The 3,171-nt window shown below is 65.2% G+C and carries 3 protein-coding genes; 2 read left to right on the top strand and 1 reads right to left on the bottom strand.

Annotated elements, in window-relative coordinates:
• Window positions 1–292 precede the first annotated feature (292 nt).
• Entirely contained in the window at window positions 293–1,348 is a 1,056-nt protein-coding gene (locus H928_RS0104215) for a CDP-6-deoxy-delta-3,4-glucoseen reductase (protein WP_021025394.1), read from the top strand.
• Window positions 1,349–1,607: 259 nt separating this feature from the next.
• Complete coding sequence (locus H928_RS0104210) at window positions 1,608–2,579, top strand: tripartite tricarboxylate transporter substrate binding protein (RefSeq protein ID WP_021025393.1); 972 nt, start codon at window positions 1,608–1,610, stop codon at window positions 2,577–2,579.
• Between the two features lie 98 nt (window positions 2,580–2,677).
• Here H928_RS0104210 and folK read toward each other — a convergent pair whose 3' ends face one another.
• Window positions 2,678–3,145 carry a 2-amino-4-hydroxy-6-hydroxymethyldihydropteridine diphosphokinase gene (gene folK / locus H928_RS0104205; RefSeq protein ID WP_052329734.1) on the bottom strand — a complete coding sequence of 156 codons (468 nt, stop codon included), beginning with the start codon at window positions 3,143–3,145 and terminating at the stop codon, window positions 2,678–2,680.
• Between the last annotated feature and the right edge of the window lie 26 nt (window positions 3,146–3,171).

The raw sequence follows: 3,171 nt of genomic DNA, 5'->3' as shown, positions 1-3,171 counted from the left end.
GCCACAGCCGCAGCAGCCGCTGGCCGACATCGCCACAACCCACGATCAACACCCGCTGGCGCCGAAAACGCGCCGGCAAGGCCTGGCCTGCTGCGATGCTGCAGCGCTGTCGGGGCCCGCTTCGCGGGCTTTGGTTTAAAGGCACAATAAGCTTTCGTGGTTCAAATGGGCGGGGGCGCACACTGCAGTCTAGCGTCTCAAGCAGCTTGCAAACGGCTGCCCACCCCCCACTTATGCAAGCCCAGGCGCCGATGAGCGCCATTGTTTTGTGTCGATAAGGAATTTTGGTGCAATGAGTTCTTCGTCCAGCGCGTTTCACATCTCGGTCCTGCCCAGCGGACGCGCCTTTGCCACCCAGGCCTCGGAGGCCATCCTCACGGCTGCGATCCGCAGCGGCGTGGGCCTGCCCTATGGCTGCAAGGATGGCGCCTGCAGCTCCTGCAAATGCAAGAAGCTCAGTGGCACGGTCGTGCATGGTCCGCACAGCGAACGCGCGCTGAGCCCCCAGGAAGAGGCCGACGGCATGATCCTGCCCTGCTGCGCCGTGCCCACCAGCGATGTGGTGATCGAGTCGCGCCATGTCACCGATGAAAGCGCCTTTCCGATCAAGAAAATGCCGGTGCGCGTGCAGACCATCGAGCGCCTCTCGCCCGATGTGGTCAAGCTGCGCCTGCAGCTGCCGGCCGCGGACAGCTTTCGCTACCACGCGGGCCAGTACATCGAGTTTTTGCTCGCAGGCGGCGCGCGCCGCGCCTATTCGATGGCCGTCGCGCCGCACCACCAGGAGACCGCACCCGGCTTGGAGTTGCATATCCGCCACACGCCAGGCGGTCTTTTTACCGACCACGTGTTTGGCGCGATGAAGGAGCGCGAGATCCTGCGCATCGAAGGCCCGTTTGGCAGCTTCTACCTGCACGAGGGCGACAAGCCCATGGTCTTTCTGGCCTCGGGCACCGGCTTTGCGCCGATCAAGGCCCTTGTCGAACATCTGCAGCACCACGACATCCAGCGCCCGGTGGTGGTGTACTGGGGCGGCCGGCGCCCGCAAGACCTGTACATGCACGACTGGATGCTCGCGCGCAGCACCGAGATGCCCCAGCTGCGCTATGTGCCGGTGGTCTCCAACGCCCTGGCTGAAGACGGCTGGCAAGGCCGCAGCGGCTTTGTGCACCAGGCGGTGCTCGATGATTTTGCCGATCTGTCGGGCCACGAGGTCTATGCCTGCGGTGCGCCGATTGTGGTCGATTCGGCCCGTGCCAGCTTTACCAGCCAGCGCGGTCTGCCCGAAGACGCTTTCTTTGCCGATGCCTTTGTAACCGAAGCGGACAAGCAAAACCAGATCGTCTGAACGGCTTGCGCCCCCCCGGCCCCTGCGTCACAGCAACTACACGGCGCAGCCGCTACACTAGAAAGTTTAGAGCCGCTCACACCACCTTGGTGCCTGGTGGCCCAGCCTTGTCGCACGTTTGCCGTGCCAGCCGGCTGGGCGCCTCGTCTCCAACGCAAACCTTCGGTTGGCGGGGCCGTGTTGGCAGCTCTCAGGGGGTAGTACCTGCACACCGCAGGCGCTGCGTCGTTATTCACTCTCCTCAAGAAGACACACAAGCATGCAACGCAGAAATATCCTGTTATCCACCGTTCTGGCCGTCTCCGCCTTCGCAGCACCGGCCGCATTTGCGGCCGATCCGGTGATCCGCCTGGTGGTGCCCTATGCACCCGGTGGCCCACTGGATGTCACCTCGCGCATTCTGGCCGAACGTGTCCGCGACCAGCTGGGCACCGTGGTGATCGACAACAAGGCAGGCGCTGGCGGCAACATTGGTGCCGACATCATCGCCAAGGCAGCGCCAGACGGCCTGACCATCGGCCTGTCGGCCACCGCCACACACGCGGTCAATCCCTGGCTCTACACCAAGATGCCTTTCAACGCCGCGACGGACTTCAGCGCCATCACCCAGATGGTGCGTGTGCCCAATGTGCTGGTGATGAACACCGAGCGCGCCAAGGCACTGCACATCAGCAATGTGCAGGACCTGATCGCCTACGCCAAGAAGAACCCGGGCAAGCTCAATTTCGGCAGCGGCGGCAATGGCAGCTCCGGCCACCTGGCCGGCGAGATGATGAAGCGCCAGGCCGGCATTTTTGCCGTGCACGTGCCCTACCGCGGTGCCAACCCGGCCCAGCTCGCGCTGCTGTCGGGCGAGGTGGATTTCAACATCGACAACCTGGCAGCCGCCTCGGCCAACATCCATAGCGGCAAGCTCACGGCGCTGGCCGTGACCAGCCTGCACGCCAGCCCCATGCTGCCTGGCGTGCCCCCGCTGGCCGACACGCTCAAGGGTTTCGAGATCGACACCTGGTGGGGCCTGGTGGCACCGGCCAACACACCGCCTGATGTGATCAACCGCCTCAACAAGGCCTTCACCGATGCGCTGAAGGACCCCAGCACCAAGACCCGCTTTGCCAGCCTGATGGCCGAGCCCGTGCCGACCACGCCGGCCGAGTTTGACAAGTTCATGGCCTCCGAGCGCAACAAGTACGAATCGGTGGTCAAACTCTCTGGCGCCAAGGTTGACTAAGCGCCGCGCGGCGCATCCCTAGCGCCCAGCAAAAAGCCCCGCCAGCGAAGCTGCTGCGGGGCTTTGTTCTTGTGGGGTGGACTCTCTTTCCCGCTCGCTCAGCGCCACCATTCCGGCCCCTGGCTGCGCTGCACGCCCTGCGCCAAAAGCGGCTGCAGCTGCGCATCGCTGACCCAGGCTGGCTGCAGCTCTTGCAGCGGCGCCAGCACAAAGGCCCGTTGCCACATGCGCGGATGGGGCAGCTGCAGATCAGGCATCGCGATCTGGGTGTCGATGCCGGCATAGAGCAGCACATCCAGGTCCAGGGTACGCGGGGCATTGCGGTAGGGGCGCTCGCGGCCGGCGGCCAGCTCCAGCTGCTGGAGCAGCAGCAAAAGCTGGTGCGCTGACAGCGCTGTGCGCAGCTCTGCGACCGCGTTCAGGTAATCAGGCCCGCTGGAATCCACCGGCCGGCTGGCATAGAGCGACGAGACCGCCTGCACCGCCACGCCCGCGCTGCGGGCCAACTGCTGCAAGGCCTGCGCCATCGCAGCACCCCGGTCGCCCAGGTTCGCGCCCAGGCCGATCCAGGCGCCGAGCGCCTGCCCGGCAG

This window comes from Comamonas sp. B-9 (assembly GCF_000410635.1).
Classification (GTDB): Bacteria; Pseudomonadota; Gammaproteobacteria; order Burkholderiales; family Burkholderiaceae_C; genus Comamonas.
Note: the sequence above shows the minus strand (reverse complement) of the source record. Positions and strands in the feature narration are given on the sequence as shown.

Coding starts and splice junctions, on each gene's coding strand:
- H928_RS0104215 (WP_021025394.1), top strand. CDS start 293: ATGAGTTCTTCGTCCAGCGCGTTTCACATCTCGGTCCTGCCCAGCGGA.
- H928_RS0104210 (WP_021025393.1), top strand. CDS start 1,608: ATGCAACGCAGAAATATCCTGTTATCCACCGTTCTGGCCGTCTCCGCC.